The organism is Pseudomonas sp. SCA2728.1_7, from assembly GCF_018138145.1.
Classification (GTDB): domain Bacteria; phylum Pseudomonadota; class Gammaproteobacteria; order Pseudomonadales; family Pseudomonadaceae; genus Aquipseudomonas; species Aquipseudomonas koreensis_A.
Genome location: NZ_CP073104.1, coordinates 4,929,603 through 4,955,053, shown reverse-complemented (window position 1 = coordinate 4,955,053; position 25,451 = coordinate 4,929,603). Strand labels below are relative to the sequence as shown.

Here is a 25,451-nt window from a genome sequence, read left to right as displayed (position 1 = left end):
TTTTATGCGCCAGAAACCCGGGCCGCTGCGCCCATCCCCCTCAGCTGAAACACCGGGAACATCGACATCCCGTCCTGCGCCCTACGATCGGCCAGCGGACCTCGATTCGCGTTTGCCTGGCCGCGTCAGAACGGATGCCTCGAACGCGTTGCCGGGCATTGATTCCGATGCTTCTCCTGGCCGCAACACGAGAACGGAGCCCGCCATCACAATCACCCAGATGCTCGAGACGCAGGCGCCCCGGCAGCCTGCAACGACATCACCTCTGGAGCCCTATTTGCAAAGTGTTGACCAGACACTGGGCCACAATGCCGACGGGCTGAAGAGCTACAAGGGACGACAGTTCGCAGACATCGCCAATGAGGACGGATCAGCCGCCGGGCTGACGGTGATGGTGGCGTTTCACGACTTGATCAAGACGCACCGGGCGAAATTGCCCAGTGAGCGGGTTCCCTCCGGCCCGCCGCTTTATCGAGTGGCCGGCAGCAATCTCTGGAGTTTGCACAAGTCCGTCGAGTACTACCTTCCTGAGCGCTACACCCTAAATGACAGGGGTAACTCTTACTCTCGTCCTTTGCCAGATGCCCAAGGCTATTACACGGTCAACGAATGGGCCGACCTACCGTATCAGGGACGGGTGGTCACACGCACAAATGTCGGCTTCGCCCTGCTTGGTGAACATGGCAGGCTGGTTAAAGTTGACCCGAGTGAATCTCGCGGAGATGGCTCCGTACCGGCAAAACTTGCGCACTGGACCGATGGCGAAATATGGGACGTATACAGCATCCATGGTGCAGAAGTTGTGGCGTTTCGTGCCGAAGCCCAAGCCAGTGGCAGAGCGCCGGAATGGGCAACACGCGCAGATAATGACGATCACCAGAAATTCCTCTTGGACTCCATGAAGTGGTCCCACCCGCAGAAAACCCGAAGTGAGTGCGCTGAACTCTTGCGCAGCTACAACTTGAGCAAAGCTCAGCAAAAACGCTTGCGACCGGACATGGAAAACGGCTTTCCCGAATGGGCAGAACAGCACCAACAACTCACTCAAAACACGTTGGACGACAAGCGGTTTGACCTGATTGCGCAAGAGCTGGGCCCTTTCAGTCTCAGACTCAGAGAAGAAGGCGAAAACCATATTGATGACTTACCTCCCGTCGAACAGCGATATGAAGAAAGCTTCCTGAAAAGCTACCTGGAACATGCAGGCTATAAACGCAACAAGCATGACTACCTGTACCGAACGGACATCCCGGCCATGTTTCGCGCCGACTTGCGCACGCCTTTTGAGCTGGCACGGGACAAGCGGTTGATCAAGTTAAGGGGTAACCCTTCCGACTCCACGACCCAATCGGCTTTTAGCGCGACATTCGTTGCGGGCGATGGATTGACTTACATGGGCTTTGATTACTACTCCAACCCTCGGCATTACAACAGCCAGGCCAACCGTTATCCGGGGCATTTTTCTGACAGTGATTCGTCGAGCGGAAATCGACACAGTTCGGCAGCGGAGTCTGATACATCGTTTGAAATGGATGACTCCCGCGACTATCCATTGCTGCGGCGCAACCAGACACTTGGCTTCCTGTATGTCATCGACACCCGCGGCATTGAAGTAGTCCCGCGAGTGGAAAACATTTATCTGAACGACAGGGATTTTGACGGCGATAGACTGGAAGGCCGGATATCAATGCCAACGCGAGGCATCAGTGCAGAAAGGATCTGGCTGGTGAGTTCGGATCTGAGCAAGGCCGCCAGAGTCGAGGATATTTTGCGGCAGGCCGGTGACGACGCCGAGGCGATAGAGAAAGCCACGTGGGCGGGTACCGACGGGAACGATGTCTACTGGCATGGCAGCACTGCTTATGACGGATTGATCAATCAAGTAGCCGGCTCCGGCGGTGTTGTCCTGCTATTGCCCAAGGGCAAAAACACATACTCCAACGACGTGATCTGGCCTGTGGCCGAACATTACCGAGCCTGAAAAAAAGGCGCCATTCATCTCAATAATGAATGGTGCCTTTTATTAAACAGTCGTGGCTTTACCTGAACAACTTGATCACGAATGTCGCCGGTTTGTTATTGAAGGCATTGTGTCCCGTACCGTTGGGATCAACGTCCAGAAATGTGCTCATGCCACTGCTCATGTGACGATACAGGGGCCTGTCATTCGGCTCGGCGGTCAACTCAATATAGGCCGGACCGGGTTCGATATTGCTGAGCGAGGCCTTCGACGCACCATGGGTACTGATTGAAAAGTACTGTGCCGGGGCACGGGTACTGGCCAGCAAGTTATGTGTCTTGTCCTCAATGAATAACCGCGCACCTTCGAACGCTCCCGGATTTACAAGGCTGATCGCATAAAGGTCACCCTGCGCCACGAACTTCAACAGCAGCGGAGGATCGTCCTCATGGTCAGCCAGCGTAATGAAGCTGGAGATACGCAGATCTGCCAGCCCGACTTCGGCATGCAGTTTTTCGCCTTGGGTTATGCGCAGGTCGCGCAGGGCCTGTTGCAGACGTTGTTGATTGAGTACCACTGGCCGGCCATCAAGATAAAGATGCGCCGTGAACGCTGTGTTGTTTATGTTTGCCAAAGACATGGAGTTGCCCACCTGTAAACACCCTGCCACCGCTAAGCTGCAACGGCAGGCAATGCTGAAAAAGGGAAATAATCAAACGGCGATTGCGGCGCTTATCGACATCCGCGGAACATCACCGACAGGGACTTTTTCAGATTTTCGTTTACGCCGGGCTATCACCATGCGGTCGGCATACGTTGAGGCGGCTGCGATGACGTTATCGACGTTATGGTCAGTTTCGGCATGTTTCAAAATATACTTGCCGGCAATGTCATCCCAAAACGCCCGTTCATCTTCATAGACAGTCATGTGTTCATCCTTGTTGTTATTCAAATTGCCCGCGTCCTGCGGGCAACTTGAAATTAAGACAAAGACAACAGCAAGACAATGCTGGCAACGCCGGCCAGTTAATTCAAAGTACAACTAGGCAAACAACTCGCCTTGCAGCTCATCGAGCAATGCCTGAATCGTATCCAGCCGCTGTTGTGGATCGTCGAGTTGCAGCAGGTCGATCTTGTCTTCTTCGGCGAATGGCAGCAGATAGGCCAACTGATTGGCCAGCGATTGCTGACCAAGCGCCTCGGTGCCCATGTTCAGCGCTTCCACCATCGGGTGCTCGGCCAAGGCCTTGAGCAGCGCCACCAGATCAGCGTCTTCGTCCTGTAGCGGTTGCTCGGGCTCGTCATCCAGCCACTCGACATCGGCGAGGATCAACTGATCGCGCTGCACCTCGGTACGCAACACCGTGAACCGGCGCCCACCCTGCACTCGTATCCCCAGCAAGCCGTTATCCTGCTGCTGGAAATCGGTGATGCGTGCTTCGCAGCCGACCAGCGCAAACCCTTCTGGCGCGACGCCGACTTCGTGGCCGTCAAGGATGCACACCACGCCGAAACCGCCGCCCTGTTTCATGCAGCGGCCGATCATGTCGAGGTAGCGCGCTTCGAAGATCTGCAAGTCGAGGTTGCAGCCGGGAAACAGCACTGTGTTCAACGGGAAAAGCGGCAGACTCATAGACATTTCCTTACACCACCATCGACACCGCCAACGGCAGGAACACCGCCGTGGCCACGCCCATCAGACTCATCGCCAGCGCCGCGAAGGCACCGCACTCATCGTTTTCCTGCATGGCCACCGCCGTGCCGACCGCATGGGCGGTCATGCCCAGCGCCATGCCTCGCGCTTCGGGACTGTGCACGCCGAGGCGGGTGAGCAGCGCCGGGCCGAAGATCGCGCCGATCACCCCGGTGATCAGCACGAACACCGCCGCCAGCGCCGCAACGCCACCAATCTGTTCGGCCACCAGCATGGCAATCGGCGAGGTCACCGACTTCGGCGCCATGGTCATCAGAATCATGTGCTCGGCACCGAACCACCAGCCCAGCAACACACCCATGCCCGTTGCCACCACTCCGCCTATCACCAGCGTAGTAAAAATCGGCCAGAACAATTGCCGAATACGTCGCAGGTTGAGGTACAGCGGCACCGCCAGTGCCACGGTGGCCGGGCCGAGCAGAATGCTCAGGATCTCGGTGCTCTTGCGGTACTCGGCGTAAGTCAGGCCGCAGCCAACCAGCACGCCGATCACCAACAGCATGGAGACCAGCACCGGTTGCAGAAAGATCCAGCGGGTTTTCTCGAACGCCGCCAGCACCAGTTGATAGGCACCGAGGGTGATGCCGATGCCGAACAACGGATGATGAATCACCGAAGCCCAGGCACCTTGCCAGTCGAAGAGCATCAGGACTCCTCCGACGCAGGCGCGTGACGCTTGACCAGGCGCTGCATCAGCACGCCGGCAAAGGCCATCGACAGGATCAGCGACAGCACCAGTGCGCCGACAATCGCCCAGAAATCGGCAGCAATGTCGCTCGCATAAACCATCACGCCCACGGCCGGCGGCACCAGCAGCAGCGGCAGATAACGCAGCAGGCTGCCGGCCGCGAGATTCAGCGGCTCGCCGACTTCACCGCGAATGATCAGAAAGACCAGCAACAGCAGCAGGCCGATGATCGGCCCCGGCAGTACCGGCAACAGCAAATGATTGAGCGCCGTACCGAGCAATTGAAACAGCACCAGCATGGTCAGGCCACGTAGCAACATCAGACATCTCCCCCCACAAGTCGCCCGCATTATAAGCACGCCTGCGCTATGGATCGGCATTCGCCAAAAGCATGGTCGGTTGACCGGAGCAAATCGCCATGATGATCTACAGTGGTTCGCAGGGAGGTCAAATCCCCCCACCTTAAAAACTATAAAACCGATGAACCCAAGGAGAGTCTCAATGCCCTATGTTCCAGTTGCAGAGCTCAAAGATTATGTCGGCAAGGAACTCGGACGTTCCGAATGGCTCACCATCGATCAGGAACGCATCAACCTGTTCGCCGAAGCCACCGGTGATTATCAGTTCATTCACGTCGACCCGGTCAAAGCCGCGCAAACGCCTTTCGGCAGCACCATTGCCCACGGTTTCCTGTCGTTGTCGCTTATCCCGAAATTGATGGAAGACATCCTCGTGCTGCCCGAAGGCGTGAAGATGGTCGTCAACTACGGGCTGGACAGCGTGCGTTTCATCCAGCCAGTGAAGGTCAATTCCAAGGTCCGGATCAAGGTCGATCTGGGCGAAGTGACCGAGAAAAAACCGGGCCAGTGGCTGCTCAAAGCCACCGCGACACTGGAGATAGAAGGCTCGGACAAACCGGCCTATATCGCCGAACCGCTGTCGCTCTGCTTCGTCTGATGGTTCTGGATGCGAAGCAGCGCACGCTGTTTCGCGTCAACACTGGTTTTACCGGCTGCATTAGTTCACATAGCTGCGGCATACTCGGTCGCCTAATTGCCCGGATCCCGCTATGCGCTCACTTGCACGTCTTGCACCCCTTGCCTTGACCCTGATGCTCACCGCGTGCGGCGACGGCGAATCGCTGTTGCCGCCAGATGCGCGCCTGCCCGATGGCGGACGCTATCGCGGTGAACTGGTCGATGGCTTGCTGCAAGGTCAGGGCCGCGTCGACTACCCCAACGGCAGTTGGTATGCCGGGCAGTTCGACAAGGGCCAGTGGCATGGTCAGGGCGAATGGCATGGCAGCAATGGCGAGATCTATCGCGGCCAGTTCCAGCAAGGCCTGTTCGACGGTCAGGGCAGCCTGACCACCAACGCCAGCAGCTACACCGGCGGCTTCAAGCAGGGCCGCCGCGAAGGCGAAGGCACCCTGAAAGAAAACGCCATGACCTACCGTGGCGAATTCAAGGCTGATCAATATTCCGGGCTCGGTCGTCTGGAGATGGACGACGGCAGCTCCTATCAAGGCCAGTTCGCCCACGGCAAACCGAACGGCGAAGGCCAGCGCGGCGACGCCAGCGGTAATTCATTCACCGGGCATTTCGTCAACGGTCAGCTGGAAGGCAACGGTACGTTCAACAGCGCTGACGGCGATATCTACGTCGGCGGTTTCAAGAACAACCAGTTGCATGGCAAGGGCCGCTACGAAAACGCCGACGGCGACGTCTGGCTCGGCCAGTTCAAGGAAGGCGCACTGACCGGCAAGGGCGAACTGATCGGCGCCGACGGCAGCCACTACGTCGGCGCGTTCAGCGACTGGCGCTTCAGCGGTCAGGGCCGTTTGAACCTGCCTGATGGCAGCTTCTACATCGGCGGCTTCGACAATGACAGCTACGCCGGACGCGGCACCCTGGTGCTGACCGATGGCAGCGTCATGAGCGGCACCTGGATCAACGGCCAGCGCGTGCGCGACGCCGACGGCAAGTTACTGCCCGACACCCTCGAACTCGGTTTGCTCGCTCAGGGTCGTCTGCTCGAAGACGCATTGGCCGCCATCCCGGCGTCGACCCCGGCGGTCGAGCTGTACACCCTGACTCTCGGTGGCGACGGCAAGCAAAGCGTGTTCCTGCGCGAGTCCGACTACGTTGCCAACATGCTCAACACGCGCTTTGGTGCCTATGGCCAGATCCGTCTGGTCAACCACCGCGACCACCTCGGCGACCGGCCGATGGCCACGCGCGAAAACCTGCGCCGCGCCGCGCAAACCCTCGCCGAACGCAGCGGCCCGGAAGACTTGCTGTTCATCTATCTGACCAGCCACGGCACCGCCGAGCATGAACTGGTGCTCGACCAACCGCGCATGGAACTGGCCGACCTGCCCGCCGACGAACTCGCCGCCGTGCTGGCGCCGCTGAAAAACCGCGACAAGATCATCGTGATTTCCTCGTGCTACTCCGGCGGCTTTATCCCAGCGTTGAAAGACGAGCGCACGCTGATCATGACCGCCTCGCGTGCGGATCGGGTGTCCTTCGGCTGCTCGGAAGAAGCCAACTTCACCTATTTCGGCGACGCACTGTTCGCCCAAGCGTTGAACCAGACCGATGATCTGGAGCAAGCCTTCAAACTGGCCAAGGCCACCGTCGCCGAGCGTGAACTGGCGGACAATTTCGAAGCCTCGGAGCCGCAGATCTGGGCACCGAAAACCGTGCTGTCGCACTGGCAACTGCTGCGCAAACAGCAAGCAAGAAAAGCTTTGCAAAGTGCTGCATTGAACGACGGAGCGATAAAGAGCAACTAAGCTGAACAGTATCAAGGGAGAGACACTATGTACTTGACGCCTCAGCACGTATTGCTTGCCGGAGCCACCGGTTTGACCGGTGAACATCTACTCGACCGTTTGCTCAACGAGCCAACGATTTCTCGCGTGCTCGCCCCTTCGCGTCGACCCTTGGCGGAACATCCACACCTGGAAAACCCGGTGGGTGATCCGCAGGCGTTTCTGCCGCAGCTCAGTGGTCGTGTCGATATCGCCTACTGCTGCCTCGGCACCACGATCAAGCAGGCAGGTTCAGAAGCGGCGTTTCGCGCGGTGGATCTGGACATGGTCGTGGCGTTCGCCAAACGCGCGCGGGAGATGGGCGCGCGGCACCTGATTGTGATCAGCGCGATTGGCGCCGATCCGAAATCGTCGGTCTTCTACAATCGGGTCAAAGGCGAAATGGAGCAGGCATTGCGTGCGCAGGACTGGCCGCAACTGACCATTTGCCGGCCTTCGCTGTTGTTGGGCGAACGCACGGAGCCACGCTTGGCCGAACAGCTGGCCGGGCCGTTGTCGAAACTGATTCCGGGTAAATACCGTGGCATCGAGGCCTGCCAATTGGCGCGGGCGATGTGGCGGTTGGCGCTGGAAGAGCAGGATGGTGTGCGGGTGATCGAATCGGATGAGCTGCGCAAGTTAGGCAAATAATCTATAGCGCTTGGAAGAAAGCTTTCGCGAGCAGGCTCGCTCCCACATTGGCACCGCGTTCCTCTGTGGGAGCGAGCCTGCTCGCGAATGGAGTGCGCAGCGCTCCCCTACAATCCGCCAGTCGCCTGAAAACCCACACCTATCACCGTCAGCAATGACAACGGCAACAACAGCGTATCGAGCAAGGCACTCGCCGGCAGATCCACCCCCGGATAGCTCGGCGCCTCAGCCCCGAAACGATCCATCGCGCAACACCCGCCATTCAAAGCATACAAATCCAGCCGCGTTCCGGAATACACCACCGGCGCACCCGGCTTGGCCGCATCCAGCGTGCGCGCCGTCGCACACCCGGTCAGCAACAACACCAGCCCAATTGCCAGCAGCTTATTCATCGCTGCTCAGATGATGCTCACCCCAACGCGGCAGCATGTCCTGGGGAATGCCGAGCAGATTGAGAATTCGCGCCACGACGAAATCGATCAGGTCATCGATGGTCTGCGGCTGATGATAGAAACCCGGCGAGGCCGGCAGAATGGTCACGCCCATGTTCGACAGCTTGAGCATGTGCTCCAGATGAATACTCGAATACGGCGCCTCGCGCGGAACCAGAATCAACTGGCGACGCTCTTTCAATGTCACATCAGCCGCGCGTTCGATCAGGTTGTTGCACGCGCCCGTGGCAATTGCCGACAGCGTGCCCGTTGAGCACGGCACCACGACCATTGCCGCCGGAGCGCCCGACCCCGAAGCTACCGGCGACATCCAGTCTTCCTTGCCGTAGACGCGGATCTGCCCGGCGGCAGCTCCAGTGTATTCGGTCAGGAAGGCCTGCATCATCTGCGGTTTGGGCGGTAGCGTGACATCGGTCTCGGTCGCCATGACCAGTTGCGCAGCCTTGGAGATCAGGAAGTGCACTTCGCGATCTTCCCGCACCAGACAATCGAGCAGGCGCAAACCGTATTGGGCGCCGGACGCGCCGGTCATCGCCAGCGTGATGCGTTCGGGGCCATTGCTCTCAAAACGAGTGTTCATTGCAGCGCCTCGGCGAGTTTGCCGTGCAGGCCGCCGAAGCCGCCGTTGCTCATGATCACCACGTGCGTGCCTGGCTGCGCCTGGCTCTTCACGCGTTCGATGATGCCTTCCAGCGAGTCGCTGACAATCGACGGCACGGTGCACAACGCGGCGGTGCCGGCGAGGTCCCAGCCGAGGTTGGCCGGGGCGTACCAGATCACCTGATCGGCATCGACCACACTGTCCGGCAAACCGTCACGGTGGGCGCCGAGTTTCATCGAGTTGGAGCGCGGCTCGATGATCGCGATCAGCGGTGCGTCGCCGATGCGTTTGCGCAGGCCGTCGAGGGTGGTGGCAATGGCAGTCGGGTGGTGGGCGAAGTCGTCATAGATGGTAATGCCGCGTACTTCAGCGACCTTCTCCATGCGGCGTTTGACGTTCTTGAACGCGCTCAGGCCAGCGATGCCCATCGACGGCACCACGCCCACATGACGCGCAGCCGCCAAGGCAGCCAAGGCGTTGGCAACGTTGTGCTGACCGGTCAGCTCCCACTCGACGGTGCCTTGCGACACACCTTCGAACATCACTTCGAAGGCCGAACCGTCTTCGCTGAGCAATTTGACTTGCCACTGACCGCCGGCACCGGTGGTTTGCACCGGGGTCCAGCAGCCCATCTCGATCACACGCTGCAAGGCCGGCTCGGTGGTCGGGTGAATGACCAGGCCTTCACTCGGAATAGTCCGCACCAAGTGGTGGAATTGCCGCTCGATCGCCGGCAGATCCGGGAAGATGTCGGCATGATCGAACTCAAGGTTATTGAGAATCGCGGTGCGCGGACGGTAGTGAACGAATTTCGAGCGTTTGTCGAAGAAGGCGCTGTCGTATTCGTCGGCCTCGATCACGAAGAACGGTGTACCGCCCAAACGCGCCGATACCGAGAAGTTCTGCGGCACACCACCGATCAGGAAACCCGGGCTCATGCCAGCGTGCTCCAGGACCCAGGCGAGCATGCTGCTGGTGGTGGTTTTGCCGTGCGTACCGGCAACCGCCAGCACCCAGCGACCTTGCAGCACGTGATCAGCCAGCCACTGCGGGCCGGAGACGTACGGCAGGCCTTTGTTCAGCACATATTCCACTGCCGGATTGCCGCGGGACATGGCGTTGCCGATCACCACCAGATCCGGCGCCGGATCGAGCTGCGCCGGGTCATAGCCCTGCGTCAGCTGAATGCCTTGGGCTTCAAGCTGTGTGCTCATCGGTGGATAGACGTTGGCGTCGGAGCCGGTCACGTGATGGCCCAGCTCTTTGGCCAACACCGCCATCGAGCCCATGAAAGTCCCGCAGATACCCAGAATATGAATGTGCATAGTCGACCTCGTAAAACATGGCCGCAGGTTAGCGTAGGGAGGGGGAAATCGCACTCTTTAGGTGAGGGGCGGGACTGGTTGGGCTTGGCATTTGGACTCGCCTGTAGACTGCGGCCCCTCACCCCAGCCCTCTCCCGAGGGAGAGGGAGCCGATCTGCGTCGTTTCCAAATCCTGAGTTCGGCTCGATATTTCAGGTCGGCGTAAATTGGCAGAACACCGCGGTCAGTCCTCCGGGAGAGGGAGCCGATCTGCGTCGTTTTCAAATCCTGAGTTCGGCTCAATATTTCAGGTCGGCGTAAATTGGCAGAACACCGCGGTCAGCCCTCCGGGAGAGGGAGCCGATCTCGGTCGCTTTCAAATCCTGAGTTCAGCTCAATATTTCAGGTCGGCGTAAATTGGCAGAACACCGCGGTCAGCCCTCCGGGAGAGGGAGCCGATCTCGGTCGCTTTCAAATCCTGAGTTCAGCTCTATAACTCAGGTCGGCGTAGATCAGTAGAGCGAATCGGTCAGTCCCCTCTCCCTCTGGGAGAGGGCTAGGGTGAGGGCCTTCTAACTGACTCGCCGCTCAATCCCATGCTTACGCAGCTTTCTATAAAGGGTATTGCGGCTGACCCCAAGCTGCTCAGCCGTTTGCGTCATATGCCACCGCGTCTGCTCCAAAGTTTTAAGCAGTGCAATCCGTTCTGCGTCTGCCAGTGGGTGTTCGCCAGACTCGGCTGGCGGAAGAACTGGACATCCCTGCCGAATCATCACCGGCAAATCCTCCACCCCGATCCGCCCCTCATCACACAACGCCGCCAACGTGCGCAGGACATTGCGCAACTGCCGCACATTGCCCGGCCAATTGAACGCCAGCAACGCCTCACGCGCCGGCTCGTCGATCACTATCGTTTCACCGCCCGCCTCTTCGGCCAGCAGAAAATCCAGCAACTGCGATTTATCACTGCGCGCGCGTAATGCCGGCAACCCCACTTCCAGCCCATTGAGCCGGTAATACAAATCCTCACGGAAGCTGCCGTCCGCGACCCGCTCCAGCAGATTACGGTGGGTGGCGCTGATGATCCGCACGTTGACCGACTCCGGCTCGCCGCCGATCGGCACCACCTGACGATCCTCCAGCACGCGTAACAGACGAGTCTGCAAGGCCAGCGGCATATCGCCAATTTCATCGAGAAACAGCGTGCCGCCATCAGCCTGCTGCAACTTGCCGCGCATGCCGTCCTTGCGTGCGCCGGTGAAACTGCCGCCGCGATAGCCGAACAGTTCGCTCTCGATCAGACTTTCCGGAATCGCCGCGCAGTTGAGCGCAACGAAGGCTTTGTTCGAACGCTGGCTGGCCTGATGCACAGCCTTGGCGAAGGCCTCCTTGCCGGAGCCGGTTTCACCATTGATCAACAACGGCACATCACGTTCGAAAACGCGTAAGGCTTTGCGGAAGTCTGCCTGCAACGCCTCGTCACCGAGGCAGATGCCCGACAGGCGCGGCGCCTCAGCGACCACCGGCGTCGATACCCTCGGTACAGCTTTGCGCGATTCCCCGCGCAACACCGCAAACAGATGTCGCCCGTCACGGGTGCGCAGCGGCCAACTGGCGCTGGCATGGGCACTGGCGCGGTCAAGCAATTCATCCAGCGAACAATCGAAAAACGCCTCCACCGGTTTACCCAGCAAGCCGCCACGAATATGCCCGAGCAGATTCAGTGCACTCTGGTTGACCGCGCTGATCCGCCCTTCCCCATCAAACGCCAGCAAACCTTCACTAAACAGCCCAACGGACTCGGCCTGCAGATGAAAGCGCAGCAACCATTGGTTATCGAAACAACGCAGGAAATAGCAACTCTCGATCATCTTCGCCGACAGATTGACCAGCGCCATGGTGTGGAACTGGCTTTGCCGCGAGACGTCATGGCGCGCCGAAGAGACGTCGAGCACCGCCAGCAGTTCGCCATGCGGGTCGAACACCGGGCTCGCCGAACAGGTCAGGCCGGTGTGGCGACCGCGAAAGTGTTCATCTTGATGAATGGTCAGCGCCTGACGTTCGACCAGGCAGGTGCCGATGCCATTGGTGCCTTCGCAGGCTTCGCTCCAGTCCGCACCGAGCCAGAGGCCGGCGCGCTCGAAGATCTTGCGTTCGGCGGGCGCGGTGACGCAGTTGAGGATCACCCCGCGCGCATCGGTCAGCAGCACCGCGTGGCCGGCGCCGGAGAGTTGTTGATGCAGGCTGCTCATTTCATTGCCGGCGATCTGTAGAACCTGCTGCAGACGTTCGCGGCTTTCCAGTACCCGGCCGTGTTCGAGCACAGTCGGCGCCATGCTCAGCGCCGGGTCGAGGTGATAGTCCTCAAGACAGCGCAGCCACGAACGGGCAATCGACGGATCGGCACCGGGCCCGTGCAGGTGCGGTTTGCCCTGGGTAGCAGTGAGAACCTGTTGGGCATGGCGACTCAAATGGTTGTCGTGCATTTCTTATTGTTCTCCCCGAGGCTCGACGGCCCAATGCTGAGGTGACGCCCAGCATCCCCCAGCCACCGACGCATTGCAATGCTGGCAAGACTGTCCGGTCACGGGCTGTACCGAAAGCGGTACAAACTGTCACCCCATCTGTACCGAAACCGTCACAGGCAAAATCCACTCGTCCGACAAAAACCTGCCAAGCCCTTGATTTACCTACCCTGCACGGCAGTGGCCCGACCTTTGCTCTACGCTTATAGCAAGCGCACTTGCGCGTTTCTCTAATAAGTACAAAGCCAAGGAGAACATCATCATGCGTTACGCTCACCCCGGTACTGAAGGCGCCAAAGTCTCGTTCAAAGCCAAGTACGGTAACTACATCGGCGGCGAGTTCGTCGCGCCTGTCAAAGGTCAGTACTTCACCAATACCTCGCCAGTGAATGGCCAGCCGATTGCCGAATTCCCCCGCTCCACTGCCGAAGACATCGACAAGGCACTGGACGCCGCCCACGCCGCTGCCGACGCGTGGGGCGCGACCTCCGTGCAGGCGCGCTCGCTGATCCTGCTGAAAATCGCCGACCGCATCGAAGCCAACCTTGAACTGCTGGCGATCACCGAAACCTGGGACAACGGCAAAGCCATCCGCGAAACCCTCAACGCCGACATCCCGCTGGCCGCCGACCATTTCCGCTACTTCGCTGGCTGTCTGCGCGCCCAGGAAGGCAGCGCTGCCGAAATCGACGGCAACACCGTGGCCTATCACATCCATGAACCGCTGGGCGTGGTCGGCCAGATCATCCCGTGGAACTTTCCGATCCTGATGGCCGCGTGGAAACTCGCCCCGGCACTCGCCGCCGGCAACTGCGTAGTGCTCAAGCCTGCCGAGCAGACCCCGCTGGGCATTACCGTGTTGCTGGAACTGATCGGTGATTTGCTGCCGCCCGGCGTGCTGAACATTGTTCAGGGCTACGGCAAAGAAGCCGGCGAAGCGCTCGCGACCAGCAAGCGCATCGCCAAGATCGCCTTCACCGGCTCGACCCCGGTCGGCTCGCACATCATGAAATGCGCCGCCGAAAACATCATTCCGTCGACCGTGGAACTGGGTGGCAAATCGCCGAACATCTTCTTCGAAGACATCATGCAGGCCGAGCCGACCTTCATTGAAAAAGCCGCTGAAGGTCTGGTGCTGGCGTTCTTCAACCAGGGCGAAGTCTGCACCTGCCCATCCCGTGCGCTGGTGCAGGAATCGATCTACGACGAGTTCATGGCCGTCGTCATGAAGAAAGTCCTGCAAATCAAACGTGGTGATCCGCTGGACACCGACACCATGGTCGGCGCGCAGGCGTCCGAGCAGCAATTCGACAAGATTCTTTCGTATCTGGAAATTGCCAAGGGCGAAGGCGCCGAGCTGCTGACCGGTGGCAAGGTGGAAAAACTCGAGGGCAATCTGTCGACCGGTTATTACATCCAGCCGACCCTGCTCAAGGGCACCAACAAGATGCGCGTGTTCCAGGAAGAAATCTTTGGCCCGGTGGTGAGCATCACCACCTTCAAGGACGAAGCCGAAGCACTGGCCATTGCCAACGACACCGAGTTCGGCCTCGGCGCCGGCCTGTGGACCCGCGACATCAACCGCGCCTACCGCATGGGCCGCGCGATCAAGGCTGGACGTGTGTGGACCAACTGCTACCACCTGTACCCGGCGCATGCCGCGTTTGGCGGGTACAAGAAGTCTGGCGTGGGCCGTGAAACCCACAAGATGATGCTCGATCACTATCAGCAGACGAAAAACCTGCTGGTGAGCTACGACATCAATCCGTTGGGCTTCTTCTAAAACCTTCGGGCGACTCAGATATTTCTGTGTCGCCCGCTCAACCGCTTTCGCGAGCAAGCTCGCTCCCACAAGGGAGTTGTGCCGCACCACATACCCAGGCTCGCCACAAATCCACTGTGGGAGCGAGCCTGCTCGCGAAGGCGTCCTGTCTGACACACCATCAATGGCCTGGCCGCTCTGGCACGGCCCTTGCGTACCCGTCATTCAGGTTTTGCGTGAAAACTGCCGCTGCGTGAACAGCATCCATCCACCTCAACCGCGCCACCCGAAAGTCCAACAGATCGAACAATAAAAACCAGAGAGGACTTATGACTTCCACCACACAGCTCAAACCCACACTCGGCACCCTGCACCTGTGGGGCATTGCCGTCGGCCTGGTGATTTCCGGCGAATACTTCGGCTGGAGTTACGGCTGGGGCACCGCCGGCACGCTCGGCTTTCTGGTCACGGCCTTAATGGTCGCGACGATGTACACCTGCTTCATCTTCAGCTTCACCGAATTGACCACCGCCATCCCACACGCCGGCGGGCCGTTTGCCTACAGCCGTCGGGCCTTCGGTGAGAAAGGCGGATTGATCGCCGGCATAGCCACGCTGATCGAGTTCGTCTTTGCGCCACCAGCGATTGCCATGGCCATCGGCGCCTATCTGAATGTGCAATACCCGGAGCTTGATCCGAAGATCGCCGCCGTCGGTGCCTATTTCGTGTTCATGACCCTGAACATCCTTGGTGTCAGCATCGCCGCGACTTTCGAATTGGTGGTCACCGTGCTCGCCGTTGCCGAGTTGCTGGTATTCATGGGCGTGGTTGCCCCGGGCTTCAGCTTCAGCAATTTCGTGCTCAACGGCTGGTCGGGCGCCAACGAATTCACCCTCGGTTCGATTCCGGGGATCTTCGCGGCGATACCGTTTGCGATCTGGTTCTTTCTCGCCATCGAGGGTGCCGCCATGGCCGCCGAAGAGGCGAAAGACCCGAAACGCACGATTCCCAAGGCCTACGTCAGCGGCATTCTGACCCTGGTGTTCCTCGCTATTGGCGTAATGGTCATGGCCGGCGGCGTCGGCGACTGGCGTCAGCTGTCGAACATCAACGATCCGCTGCCGCAAGCAATGAAAGCCGTGGTTGGCAATAACTCGACGTGGATGCACATGCTGGTGTGGATCGGTCTGTTCGGTCTGGTGGCGAGCTTCCACGGGATCATTCTCGGCTACTCGCGTCAGTTCTTCGCCCTCGCCCGGGCCGGTTACTTGCCTAAAGGACTGGCCAAGCTGTCGCGTTTCCAGACCCCGCACCGGGCGATTCTGGCTGGTGGCGTGATCGGTATTGCGGCGATTTACAGCGACGGCCTGGTCAATCTGCAAGGCATGACCCTGACGGCGGCGATGATCACCATGTCGGTGTTCGGCGCGATCGTGATGTACATCATCAGCATGCTCAGCCTGTTCAGACTGCGTAAGACCGAGCCGAACCTGGAGCGCACCTTCCGTGCGCCGGGCTATCCGGTGGTGCCGGCGATTGCGCTGTTTCTGGCGCTGGTGTGTCTGGTGGCGATGGCGTGGTTCAACACGCTGATCGGCTGTGTGTTCCTTGGTTTCATGGCCGCCGGTTACCTGTATTTCCAGCTGACCGCCAAGCAACGCGCCGAAGCGCCGGCAGACGCTATGCTCGAAGGTATCTAGCTGCACCGGCACCGGGCCAAATACCTGGTGCCCGCATTATTGAAGTGCATACAACACCTGTAGGAGTGAGCCTGCTCGCGATCGCATCGACGCGGTATGACTGTTGTACCGAGTTGCCTGCATCGCGAGCAGGCTCACTCCTACATAAAGCAGATTGCAGCAATTATTGGAGGACACCGCCCCATGGCCGCATTCGCCCATTCCGTCGGCGCCCAGACCTATCGCTTCGACAGCCTCAAGGACGTCATGGCCAAAGCCAGCCCGGCGCGTTCCGGGGACTTTCTCGCAGGCGTCGCCGCCCTAAACGACGGCGAACGCGTGGCCGCGCAAATGGCGCTGGCCGACATTCCGCTCACGCACTTCCTGCAAGAAGCGCTGATTCCCTATGAGGCCGATGAAGTCACCCGGCTGATCATCGACACCCACGACAAACAAGCCTTCGCCGTGGTCAGCCACCTCACCGTCGGCGGTTTCCGCGACTGGCTGCTCAGCGACGCCGCCGATGAAACCAGCCTGCGCAATCTCGCCCCCGGCCTGACGCCGGAAATGGTCGCCGCCGTGTCGAAAATCATGCGCGTGCAGGATTTGGTATTGGTCGCGCAGAAGATCCGCGTGGTGACGAAATTTCGCGGCACCCTCGGCCTGCGTGGGCGCCTGTCCACGCGTCTGCAACCGAACCACCCGACCGACGAACCGTCCGGCATCGCCGCGAGCATTCTCGACGGCCTGCTCTACGGTAATGGCGATGCGATGATCGGCATCAACCCGGCCACCGACAGCATCGCCTCGATCTGCGCGATGCTGGAAATGCTCGACGCGATCATCCAGCGCTACGACATCCCGACTCAGGCCTGCGTGCTGACCCACGTCACCACCTCCATCGAGGCAATCAACCGTGGCGTGCCGCTGGACCTAGTGTTCCAGTCAATTGCCGGCACCGAAGCGGCCAACGCCAGTTTCGGCATCAACCTGAACGTGTTGCAGGAAGGCTATGACGCCGGTCTGAGCCTGAATCGCGGCACCCTCGGGCAGAACCTGATGTATTTCGAAACCGGTCAAGGCAGTGCACTGTCAGCCAACGCCCATCACGGCGTCGACCAACAGACCTGCGAAACCCGGGCCTACGCCGTAGCGCGACATTTCAAGCCGTTTCTGGTCAACACCGTCGTAGGATTTATCGGCCCGGAGTACCTGTACAACGGCAAACAGATCATCCGCGCCGGCCTCGAAGATCACTTCTGCGGCAAGCTGCTCGGCGTGCCGATGGGCTGTGACATCTGCTACACCAACCACGCCGAAGCCGATCAGGACGACATGGACACCTTGCTGACGCTGCTCGGGGTCGCCGGGATCAACTTCATCATGGGCATCCCCGGCTCCGACGACATCATGCTCAATTACCAGACCACCTCGTTCCATGACGCGCTCTACGCGCGGCAGACCCTGGGCCTGAAACCGGCGCCTGAGTTCGAGCAATGGCTGGCCAACATGGGCATCTTCACCCAAGCGGATGGCAAGGTTCGCTTCGGTAACAACCTGCCGCCGGCCTTCCGCCAAGCGTTGGCGCAACTGGGATGAGTCACATGGAAAAACCACCCATCGACCCGCAGAACCCTTGGCTGCAACTGCGTCGCCTGACCCCTGCGCGGATCGCCCTCGGCCGCACCGGCACCAGCCTGCCGACCAACGCGCAGCTGGACTTCCAGTTTGCCCACGCGCAAGCGCGGGATGCCGTGCACTTGCCGTTCGATCACGCCGGGCTCAGCGCGCAACTCGGTGAGCGCGGGCGCGAAAGCCTGCTGCTGCACAGTGCCGCCGTAGATCGAAACAGCTATCTGCAACGTCCGGATCTGGGTCGCAAGCTCAGCGATGAATCGGCGCAGGCCTTGCGTGATTACGCTGCAGCGCATCCCGGCGGTGTCGATCTGGCAATTGTCGTGGCTGACGGCCTGTCGGCACTGGCGGTGCATCGGCATACCTTGCCGTTTCTCACGCGCTTGGAAGAACAGATGAACGCCGACGGCTGGTCGATGGCGCCCGTTGTCCTGGTGGTACAGGGCCGCGTCGCGGTCGGTGATGAAATCGGCCAATTGCTCGGCGCGAAAATGCTGGTGATGCTGATTGGCGAACGTCCGGGACTCAGTTCACCGGACAGTCTCGGTTTATATTTCACCTACAATCCAAAGATCGGCCTGACCGATGCCTATCGCAATTGCATCTCCAATGTGCGGCTCGAAGGCTTGAGCTACGGCATGGCGGCGCATCGCTTGCTCTATCTGATGCGCGAAGCCTGTCGGCGGCAGTTGTCGGGGGTCAACCTGAAGGACGAAGCACAGGTTCAAACGCTGGAATCGGACGCTGGTGTAGATATGAAAGGCAATTTCCTACTCGATCCGCCCACAACCTGAACCGTTTCCGCATTGCGTTTCTGCGCCGGTTTCAGGCAGGATCGATGCACGGCCGCACGGGTTTCCCATCGCCGTCAGAGCAGTTGAAGACAGCCACTTGAAGACGAGACCTATCATGCGGATTATTCAAGCGACCCTCGAACATCTGGATTTGTTGACTCCGTTGTTCGTCAAATATCGCGAGTTCTATGGTTCCCTGCCTTACCCGGATTCCTCCCGCGCCTTCCTCGAAAAACGCCTGCGCCGCAAGGAATCGGTGATCTATCTGGCGCTGGCCGATGATGATGACAAGAAACTGATGGGCTTCTGCCAGCTCTACCCGAGCTTCTCCTCGTTGTCGCTCAAGCGTGTGTGGATCCTCAACGACATCTATGTCGCTGAAGATGCGCGCCGCCAACTGGTCGCCGACAACCTGATCCGTACCGCGAAGAAAATGGCCAAGGAAACCCAGGCTGTGCGCATGCGCGTTTCCACCAGCAGCAACAACGAAGTGGCGCAGAAAACCTATGAGTCCATCGGGTTCAAGGAAGACACCGAGTTCAAGAACTACGTGCTGCCGATCAGCGAAGAACTCTGACTGCAAATGCAACGTGTGATGAGGGAGCCCGCTCCCTCAGGCACCCCGAATGCTTCCTGACAATTGTTCACACCCCGACATCCCCCGCTACAAAACCAACGCGCTTTTCATTCTTCAGACCGTATAATCCCGATCTTTCCGGCTTGTAAGAAAAACTACACCCCGCTGTAGGCTTACACGAAGTCATCCGCACAGGCCTGCCGAGTCGGGCCGTCAAACAGGTGCCCCCATGGATTTCAACCCGCTCGACCTTATCCTGCATCTCGACGTCTATCTCGATTTGCTGGTGAACAACTATGGGCCATGGATCTACGCCATTCTGTTTCTGGTGATCTTCTGTGAAACCGGTCTGGTGGTAATGCCCTTCCTGCCGGGTGATTCGTTGCTGTTCATTGCCGGCGCCGTGGCGGCTGGTGGTGGCATGGACCCGGTGCTGTTGGGCGGCTTGCTGATGCTCGCGGCGATCCTTGGCGACAGCACCAACTATGTGATCGGACGAACGGCTGGCGAAAAACTGTTCAGCAACCCGAACTCGAAAATATTCCGTCGCGACTACCTGCAAAAAACCCACGATTTCTATGACAAACATGGCGGCAAGACCGTAACACTGGCGCGCTTCCTGCCGATCATCCGCACCTTTGCACCGTTCGTCGCCGGTGTGGCGAAGATGCCGTATCCGCGTTTCTTTGGTTTCAGCGTGCTGGGCACCATCCTCTGGGTCGGCGGCCTGGTGACATTGGGCTACTTCTTCGGCAACGTACCGTTCATCAAGAAAAACCTGTCGTTGCTGGTGGTGGCGATCATTCTGTTGTCGCTGGTGCCGATGATCCTTGGCGTGGTTCGCAGCCGTTTCGGCGGCACCAAAGCCCAATCGCACTAAGCCGATGTGGTCGCTGAGCGCCTGGCGTCGCCGGCGCATTCTGGCGAAGCACCCGATTGCCGACGAGATGTGGCAACGGGTGCGTCATCACCTGAGTTTTCTTGACGGCATCAGCGCTGCCGAAGACCAGTGGCTGCGCGAAGCCTGCGTGCTGTTCCTTGAAGACAAACACCTGAGCGCCCTGCCCGGCGTCGAACTGCATCAGGAACAACGCCTGCTGCTCGCCGCCCAGGCGCAATTGCCCCTGCTCAATCTGGGCGATCTGAACTGGTATCAGGGTTTCCACGAAATCGTGCTCTACCCCGACGACTTTCTCAGCCCGCAACGTCATCGTGACGCCAGCGGTGTCGAGCATGAGTGGGACGGCGAACACAGCGGCGAAGCGTGGCAGCAGGGGCCGATCATCCTCGCCTGGCCCGGCGTCATGGCCAGTGGTGGCTGGGAAGGCTACAACCTGGTGATCCACGAACTGGCGCACAAACTCGACATGCTCAACGGCGACGCCAATGGCCTGCCACCGCTGCATGCCGACATGCGCGTCAGCGACTGGGCAATCGTTATGCAAAAGGCTTACGACGATCTCAACCGCCAGCTCGACCATGACCCGGACGCCGAAACCGCCATCGATCCCTACGCCGCCGAGAACCCGGCGGAGTTCTTTGCGGTCACCAGCGAGTATTTCTTCAGCGCCCCGGATCTGCTGCATGAGGCCTATCCACAGGTCTATGCGCAGTTGCAGCTTTTCTACCGCCAGGACCCGTTGAGCCGGTTGCGGCAACTTCAGGCCACAGACCCGGTCTATCAGGCGCACGACTAAGCTCTGCACGACTTTCGGTACATGGCGTCGACGGCAGAATATGCCTATAATCGCCGCCACTTTTTGGTCAATCCGGCCAAGTGTTTTTGGTCAACTACGGGGGCAACGCCCAATGAGCTACAGCAAGATTCCGGCTGGCAAAGACCTGCCGAACGACATCTACGTCGCGATCGAGATCCCGGCCAACCACGCGCCGATCAAATACGAAATCGACAAAGACAGCGATTGCCTGTTCGTTGACCGTTTCATGGCCACCCCAATGTTCTACCCGGCCAACTACGGTTACATCCCGAACACCCTGGCTGACGACGGTGATCCCCTCGACGTGCTGGTTGTGACCCCTTACCCGGTTGCGCCAGGCTCGGTGATCCGCGCCCGCCCAGTCGGCATCCTGAACATGACCGACGACGGCGGCGGCGATGCCAAAGTCATCGCAGTGCCACACGACAAGCTGTCCCAGCTGTACGTCGATGTGAAGGAATACACCGACCTGCCGCCACTGCTGATCCAGCAGATCGAGCACTTCTTCGCGAACTACAAAGATCTCGAAAAAGGCAAATGGGTCAAGATCGAAGGCTGGGCCGGTGCAGACGCCGCCCGCGAAGCGATCACCAAGTCGGTTGCCGCCTACAAAGGCTAAGCACCTGCGCTATGCGTGAGGCTTGAAGAAAACCCCGGTTGATCCGGGGTTTTTTGTGCTCGGGAAAAGCTGTCTTAAACAGAGTGTTTATCGAGGACTACAGAAAAGTTTTAGCCTGTGTAATTTCCCACAAGAACGTCTTACATCCCGTCGCAAAATTCAGCCCGTTTTTGAACGTCCGGTTTATTCAAACCGCTCTGGCACGGCCGTAGACTCCGTGTTTATGAGAAAGAACACTAGCGGTCCAAGATTCAAGGCACTCCTGGAAGCTGCGAACATCTCGACGACGGGTTTCGCAAAGTTCTGGGGCACGGAAGCCCAAAATGTCCACAACTGGTACACCCGGGGCGTCCCGGCGTATCGCATGGAAGAAGTCTCACGCCTGCTGTCCGTCAACAGCGAATGGCTGAAAACCGGCCAAGGCACAAAAGAGCTGCCAAGCCTGACTCCGCCGGCCAGCAACGGCGACAGCTTTGACGCCCACGATCCACAGGGCGCCTACCGATTCATCCATCCCAATGACATCGAGCTGGCCTTCTTCAAAGAAACACCACAGACCAACGGCTCCGACAAAACCCACGTTATCCAGGACCCGGACCTGTCCATCCGCCTGCTGCGTGCACAGGTTGATCAACTGGAGATCCGCCCCGCCGACGCCATCTGCGCACACATGATCGGCAACAGCATGGCCGAACGCATCGAAGACGGCTCCGTCGTTGCCATCGACCGCGGCCTGACCCAAGTGGTGGACGGCGAAATCTACGCCATCGAACACGACGGCATGCTGCGCATCAAATACTTGCACCGCATGCCCGGCAACGGCCTGCGCCTGCGCAGCCACAACAGCGCCGAATACCCGGACGAAGTGTTCCGCCCGGCGCAGATTGAAGAACAGCGGATTCATATATTGGGCTGGGTGTTCTGGTGGTCGACGGTGAGCAAGCGGCGGCCGGTGGTGCCGTTTCTATGACTTGATGCAGTTTTTCGAGTCTGCACTGAACCCTGTGGGAGCGAGCCTGCTCGCGAAGAGGCCCGGACATTCGGTACAAATCGCGGATTTCTAGCGTAGAAGTCGCTCTAAACCGCACTTCAGACTGGGAATCCCAAGCAAAACTCAGTATCCTGCGCCCCACATTTGCGCATCGACCCGCCCCGCGGCTCAGACAGCGCCCGACGCGGCAGACCAACGTCTGACCAAGTCCCACAGCCGGACGCAGATCCGGATGTACGTTTTGAAGGCTGGCAAGGCTTACCAAAAATAGGCCAAGCCAGTCCCCGAGAAGCCGGCCACAAGCCGGCTTTTTAATGCCTGAAATAAACCCGCCCCACGTTATTCGCACAGGTATCAGTCCACAGCCGCCATCGGCAAAATGACTTCCATAGCGTCATTTCGGATGAATCATTAGGCATCCGGCGCCAGGAGGTATCAATGAGCACACTTACCCGTTATCTGAGCCTGTTTATTGGCGCGAGTCTGTCCTTTCTGGCGAAGGCAGCCCCGGTACAGTTCACCGATTACCGTGCTTTTTACGAGTCGCTGGGCAGCAACCTGTTTACGGGTCCCGGAATTGAACTGACCATGCCCTGCTCGGAATCACCGAGGCATTGCCTTTGGGTCAATGCCATGCGTCCGGCGTTTGAACGTTATGACCAGACGCAGTGGAGCGCCCCCGAAGACTTGGCTATCAGCCCGCCCAAAGGCATACCCGAGATTGTCTTCGATGGCGCGGCCCTGATGATCGGCAAACAGCGTTTGCTACTGCGCGACGCCAGCAACTTCGCGCCACCGGCATGGCGCACAAATGATCCCGTCGCCCCGGAAAATCTGGCATCGGCCACGGTTTGGCGACAAGGCACCTCGACGTGCGTCGAGATGCAGTATGTGAGCAGTGGCCGCGGTGTTCGCTACACTCATGTGTTGTTGGTGCACGAGCAGCACCTCTACGCGCTGCCGCCGCTGTTTGCGTCCTGTGCAGGCATTCGCAGGGCGCCACAGAACCAGTTCAGTTATCCGGACAACGCCTATCTGGGTCCGGAGCTGGAAAACAACCCTCTCGGTCTGAAAATGGATTATCGGCTGTCCGATGGTAAAACGCCGGTTGCGCAGTACCTGTTGCACTTCCCGGACCCGGGCAACCCCTACGTCTTTGAGGCGCAACGTCAATAAGTGGCCGCGTGCAAATCTGTCATGACCTTGGCGCCGTACAAAGGTCATCATGGTCGGGGATCAACGTGAAGGGTCAGCCGATCGACCCCATTCCTCGCGACAAACGGGGTAACTTTCAAGGAAGAAATACACGATGAATCACGCGGCTCAGGCAAAGAAAATCTGTTTCGTCCCTTCGCGCCTCCCGACCAGTGACAACCTGCGCGCCGACGATGACGGTACGGCCTGCTTGCGTCGCAAGAGTAAAAACCGCACGTCTCTCAATCCTGCTTGCCTGCTTCTCATCGTTTTTTTCCTGATCACCTCTCTGGCTCAAGCGGCTGAACAGCCGCTGACGCTCACCCGTTGCTTTGCCAGTCCACCCTCCGCCGTCACACCCTATACCTCGGCCAACGAAGCGAAAGCCATGCCCGTGGATGCCCGTTACCGCGCGCCAGCCACCTCGCCCCGTCTGGACACTCTCGATGTGCTCGCCGTCGGTATAAGTCTCGACGTATTCCGGCAGGGTCAGGTCTGGAAAGCCTTGCAGGAACAAAATGCAAAACACACCGACTCCCTGCACGCTGGCAGCATCCTGCCGACCGATCCAGGAAAATATCCGGTGGATAGCGACGTCAAGGACATGGCCTACGACAAGCGCAAAGCTGATGCGCTGGAACTGGGTTTGCGCGACTTCGTGGAAAAATGGCCCATCCCCACCATCACCGTGCTCCGAGGCTGGAACCCCGCTACGCCGAACCTGCGCTTCTCTCCAGAAAGAACCCGAAAAATGCTCTCAGGCATGGTCAACGCTTACCGCACGGAAGCGGGCCTGCACTGGCATCGCGTGCGCAATCTGCAAGACGGCATTGTCTGCAACGACACCCCGGAAGGTCTGTTGGAAGAGTTGTTCCGGTTGTTCGAGCAAAACCCCGACCTCCCCGCCGTGCTGATCTACAACGTGGAAGGCTTCAGCATGTCGTTTGCCCTCTCGGCAAAAAAAGCGCCGCTGATTGGTGGACCCGGGCCGCGTAAGCCCGGTGAACTCACCGACTCGATGGTCGCCATGGTCGTCGGGCGCCCCGAGCGCGTCGAATGGCTGCGTTACTACGCTCAGTTTGCCAGGATCAACGAGAACAGAATCGACCCGGAGTTCAACGGTTGGGGAATGCGCAAACCCGCCGTGGCATTCCAGCCCTCGCCGTTCATTCCTCAACCCTGGACCCAGCGTGCGTTCGAGCAATGGGATGCGCTGCCGGTACTGGCCAGGCTGCATCGACCGGTCAGCGTGTCGCTGCGGCGGCCGGATAACGGTGAACCGCTGAAGCGTGAGGCCATGACACTGAAACTGGCCGCTGGCTGGCAAGAGGCCACGGCCGGGCTCGTGCAAAAGCCGACCAGGCTGTTCTTTGACAGTGGCTCGAACGCCACGGCAATGGCGCAACTGTTGCCGGCGCTCAACGCGGCACACAGTTCGCTGAACCTGCTCGATTCTCGCGCGGGTTACGACCTGACTCAGCGCTTGGGTGACACGGGCTCGGCCTCGCCTTTTGTCGGGCTCACGCTCGCGACGATGGCCAGCTACTTGAATGCCGACACCAGCGTGGTCATGCCGATGCGGCGTCAGGATCAGGCGACGATCATCGCCGTAACCTCCCCAACACCCGGGAAGAAACCGGTGGGTAATGAGCACTTCAGCGTCACCTTGAAGCCATCCACCACCAGTCCCTATGCAACCCCGTGAACCGCAGATACGGCGTGAGCCTTTAGGCGGTTCCAGTGAGTCACAGGGCAACCGACACTTGCCAATT

Annotated in this window: 23 protein-coding genes and 1 pseudogene; 15 read left to right on the top strand and 9 right to left on the bottom strand. The window is 59.4% G+C overall.

Annotated elements, in window-relative coordinates; translation table 11 throughout:
* The first annotated feature begins 4 nt into the window (after positions 1 to 4).
* A complete protein-coding gene (locus tag KBP52_RS22180) occupies positions 5 to 1,981 on the top strand; it encodes a hypothetical protein (RefSeq protein WP_212620967.1) in 1,977 nt (658 codons plus the stop codon).
* Between the two features lie 58 nt (positions 1,982 to 2,039).
* Here the strand turns inward: KBP52_RS22180 and KBP52_RS22175 are convergent, their stop codons facing one another.
* From KBP52_RS22175 to KBP52_RS22155, 5 genes are all read right to left on the bottom strand, one after another.
* Positions 2,040 to 2,600, bottom strand: a complete 561-nt coding sequence (locus KBP52_RS22175) for a hypothetical protein (RefSeq protein ID WP_077574676.1) — start codon at positions 2,598 to 2,600, stop codon at positions 2,040 to 2,042.
* Between the two features lie 72 nt (positions 2,601 to 2,672).
* On the bottom strand, positions 2,673 to 2,888 hold the full coding sequence (locus tag KBP52_RS22170) for a hypothetical protein (protein WP_116029864.1): 216 nt from the start codon (positions 2,886 to 2,888) through the stop codon (positions 2,673 to 2,675).
* A gap of 114 nt (positions 2,889 to 3,002) precedes the next feature.
* On the bottom strand, positions 3,003 to 3,593 hold the full coding sequence (locus KBP52_RS22165; protein WP_212620966.1) for an LON peptidase substrate-binding domain-containing protein: 591 nt from the start codon (positions 3,591 to 3,593) through the stop codon (positions 3,003 to 3,005).
* Positions 3,594 to 3,603: 10 nt separating this feature from the next.
* Positions 3,604 to 4,320 carry an LrgB family protein gene (locus tag KBP52_RS22160; protein ID WP_077574679.1) on the bottom strand — a complete coding sequence of 239 codons (717 nt, stop codon included), beginning with the start codon at positions 4,318 to 4,320 and terminating at the stop codon, positions 3,604 to 3,606.
* Positions 4,320 to 4,682, bottom strand: a complete 363-nt coding sequence (locus KBP52_RS22155) for a CidA/LrgA family protein (RefSeq protein WP_102899886.1) — start codon at positions 4,680 to 4,682, stop codon at positions 4,320 to 4,322. Before KBP52_RS22155 ends, KBP52_RS22160 begins: the two co-directional genes overlap by 1 nt.
* A 181-nt stretch (positions 4,683 to 4,863) precedes the next feature.
* On the opposite strand from KBP52_RS22155, the gene KBP52_RS22150 reads away from it, so the two are divergent.
* The 3 genes from KBP52_RS22150 (at position 4,864) to KBP52_RS22140 (ending at position 7,828) form a co-directional block, all read left to right on the top strand.
* Positions 4,864 to 5,319: a MaoC family dehydratase gene (locus KBP52_RS22150; protein ID WP_212620965.1), complete on the top strand. Its 456-nt coding sequence runs from the start codon at positions 4,864 to 4,866 to the stop codon at positions 5,317 to 5,319.
* A 112-nt stretch (positions 5,320 to 5,431) separates the two neighbouring features.
* Positions 5,432 to 7,159: a C13 family peptidase gene (locus KBP52_RS22145; protein WP_077574681.1), complete on the top strand. Its 1,728-nt coding sequence runs from the start codon at positions 5,432 to 5,434 to the stop codon at positions 7,157 to 7,159.
* Positions 7,160 to 7,186: 27 nt separating this feature from the next.
* Entirely contained in the window at positions 7,187 to 7,828 is a 642-nt protein-coding gene (locus KBP52_RS22140) for an oxidoreductase (RefSeq protein WP_034153753.1), read from the top strand.
* 107 nt (positions 7,829 to 7,935) lie between these two features.
* Here the strand turns inward: KBP52_RS22140 and KBP52_RS22135 are convergent, their stop codons facing one another.
* The 4 genes from KBP52_RS22135 to KBP52_RS22120 all read right to left on the bottom strand — a co-directional run bounded on the left by KBP52_RS22135 (position 7,936) and on the right by KBP52_RS22120 (position 12,671).
* Complete coding sequence (locus tag KBP52_RS22135; protein ID WP_150706818.1) at positions 7,936 to 8,220, bottom strand: YceK/YidQ family lipoprotein; 285 nt, start codon at positions 8,218 to 8,220, stop codon at positions 7,936 to 7,938.
* Entirely contained in the window at positions 8,213 to 8,860 is a 648-nt protein-coding gene (gene ubiX / locus KBP52_RS22130; protein ID WP_007909567.1) for a flavin prenyltransferase UbiX, read from the bottom strand. Before ubiX ends, KBP52_RS22135 begins: the two co-directional genes overlap by 8 nt.
* On the bottom strand, positions 8,857 to 10,206 hold the full coding sequence (gene mpl, locus KBP52_RS22125; protein ID WP_007909560.1) for a UDP-N-acetylmuramate:L-alanyl-gamma-D-glutamyl-meso-diaminopimelate ligase: 1,350 nt from the start codon (positions 10,204 to 10,206) through the stop codon (positions 8,857 to 8,859). The genes ubiX and mpl overlap by 4 nt, the downstream gene beginning before the upstream one ends.
* 551 nt (positions 10,207 to 10,757) lie before the next feature.
* On the bottom strand, positions 10,758 to 12,671 hold the full coding sequence (locus tag KBP52_RS22120) for a sigma-54-dependent Fis family transcriptional regulator (protein WP_212620964.1): 1,914 nt from the start codon (positions 12,669 to 12,671) through the stop codon (positions 10,758 to 10,760).
* A gap of 301 nt (positions 12,672 to 12,972) precedes the next feature.
* Between KBP52_RS22120 and KBP52_RS22115 the strand changes: the two genes are divergently transcribed.
* From KBP52_RS22115 to KBP52_RS22065, 11 genes and pseudogenes are all read left to right on the top strand, one after another.
* Positions 12,973 to 14,493, top strand: coding sequence for an aldehyde dehydrogenase family protein (locus tag KBP52_RS22115; RefSeq protein WP_034153748.1), 1,521 nt, complete (start codon positions 12,973 to 12,975; stop codon positions 14,491 to 14,493).
* A 308-nt stretch (positions 14,494 to 14,801) separates the two neighbouring features.
* Positions 14,802 to 16,172: an ethanolamine permease gene (gene eat / locus KBP52_RS22110; protein ID WP_116029869.1), complete on the top strand. Its 1,371-nt coding sequence runs from the start codon at positions 14,802 to 14,804 to the stop codon at positions 16,170 to 16,172.
* A gap of 183 nt (positions 16,173 to 16,355) precedes the next feature.
* Entirely contained in the window at positions 16,356 to 17,750 is a 1,395-nt protein-coding gene (locus KBP52_RS22105) for an ethanolamine ammonia-lyase subunit EutB (protein ID WP_137216637.1), read from the top strand.
* Positions 17,751 to 17,755: 5 nt separating this feature from the next.
* Entirely contained in the window at positions 17,756 to 18,580 is an 825-nt protein-coding gene (eutC, locus tag KBP52_RS22100; RefSeq protein WP_212620963.1) for an ethanolamine ammonia-lyase subunit EutC, read from the top strand.
* Between the two features lie 115 nt (positions 18,581 to 18,695).
* Positions 18,696 to 19,157 carry a GNAT family N-acetyltransferase gene (locus KBP52_RS22095; RefSeq protein WP_007910890.1) on the top strand — a complete coding sequence of 154 codons (462 nt, stop codon included), beginning with the start codon at positions 18,696 to 18,698 and terminating at the stop codon, positions 19,155 to 19,157.
* A 229-nt stretch (positions 19,158 to 19,386) separates the two neighbouring features.
* Positions 19,387 to 20,037, top strand: a complete 651-nt coding sequence (locus KBP52_RS22090; RefSeq protein WP_007910892.1) for a DedA family protein — start codon at positions 19,387 to 19,389, stop codon at positions 20,035 to 20,037.
* A gap of 4 nt (positions 20,038 to 20,041) precedes the next feature.
* The gene (locus KBP52_RS22085; protein ID WP_077574687.1) at positions 20,042 to 20,854 is read left to right on the top strand and encodes a zinc-dependent peptidase; all 813 of its coding nucleotides are present in this window, start codon (positions 20,042 to 20,044) and stop codon (positions 20,852 to 20,854) included.
* 112 nt (positions 20,855 to 20,966) lie between these two features.
* Positions 20,967 to 21,494, top strand: a complete 528-nt coding sequence (gene ppa / locus KBP52_RS22080; RefSeq protein ID WP_003205933.1) for an inorganic diphosphatase — start codon at positions 20,967 to 20,969, stop codon at positions 21,492 to 21,494.
* Positions 21,495 to 21,717: 223 nt separating this feature from the next.
* Positions 21,718 to 22,464, top strand: a complete 747-nt coding sequence (locus KBP52_RS22075) for a helix-turn-helix transcriptional regulator (RefSeq protein WP_077574688.1) — start codon at positions 21,718 to 21,720, stop codon at positions 22,462 to 22,464.
* A gap of 459 nt (positions 22,465 to 22,923) precedes the next feature.
* Entirely contained in the window at positions 22,924 to 23,661 is a 738-nt protein-coding gene (locus KBP52_RS22070) for a hypothetical protein (protein ID WP_212620962.1), read from the top strand.
* A 133-nt stretch (positions 23,662 to 23,794) separates the two neighbouring features.
* Positions 23,795 to 25,336: pseudogene (locus tag KBP52_RS22065) on the top strand (DUF2875 family protein); the annotation flags it as partial.
* Between the last annotated feature and the right edge of the window lie 115 nt (positions 25,337 to 25,451).